The sequence below is a fragment of the Filobacillus milosensis genome (genome assembly GCF_004402015.1).
Lineage (GTDB): Bacteria > Bacillota > Bacilli > Bacillales > Alkalibacillaceae > Filobacillus > Filobacillus milosensis.
Genome location: NZ_SOPW01000045.1, coordinates 1 through 913 on the forward strand (window position 1 = coordinate 1; position 913 = coordinate 913).

The window sequence follows — 913 nt, forward strand, 5'->3', positions numbered from 1 at the left end:
AAGACGTTACTCTATCATTTGACTCTTCGATATAATCCTTCAGTTCCTATCGGAACCGCCTAGCCTTTACCTGAGTAATGTAGCCACTCTCAGTTTAAGCTAGAAACATTTCGCACAACTAACGCCCCCTTTAGTTTAACAAATTATTTTTTCAATATTTCTTTACCTTGTCCATCGTAGGCAGTAAATTCAACTGGTGCATTGATTGGCTTTTCATAAAACACATTCCAAATCTTAAAGCCTTCTCCAGTATTTATTATCTTTGCAGTTTTTTCACGAGTACCATCTGGCTTTTGAGTAATTATTTTTTCTATGTCAGGATTAGTAGTAATCCCCGTTATCTTAAATACTTGTGTATCTTCATCATTTGTTCCATGCCATAAAAAATCATCAGTATCTGATTTAATAGTTATCTCTCCATAACCCATTCCCCACTCCCATTCATTATCTTTTTGTCGTAAAAATGCTTCACTTAACATGTTTTCATTCATTTTCTTATAAAGAACAAGCACACCATCACTGATAATTTCAACGTGATAAATTTTATCAATAGTGATATTTTGGCTATTTATTTCTTGCTTCAATTCTTCCATAATACTTAATTTTTGATTTTGAACGGTATTAGACGAACAACTACTTAAAATAAGTAGAATACCAAGCACACCTAAAAATCTTAAAAAATGTTTCATCGTAGTCCCCTTTCCCATTAGTTCTCTCATACTCAATATTCCTGCTCTTTATAGTTATAGGGCTGCCGTATTCGACAGCCTCATTGTTCAATATTTGCCCCATTTAGCATTCCTGTAGAGCGTTAAATTTCAAGTTTGATAAAAAAAGAGTCCCTCGCTAAGATGATTATAGACAAGTAAACCAATTCTTAGGAGGAACTCTTATATGAAGTATAAAATGCAAA

1 protein-coding gene is annotated in these 913 nt (G+C 33.2%); it reads right to left on the bottom strand.

Annotated features, from left to right (window positions below; all coding sequences use genetic code 11):
• Nucleotides 1-143 precede the first annotated feature (143 nt).
• Nucleotides 144-689 carry a hypothetical protein gene (locus E3U55_RS17045; protein WP_134341675.1) on the bottom strand — a complete coding sequence of 182 codons (546 nt, stop codon included), beginning with the start codon at nucleotides 687-689 and terminating at the stop codon, nucleotides 144-146.
• Nucleotides 690-913: the final 224 nt, after the last annotated feature.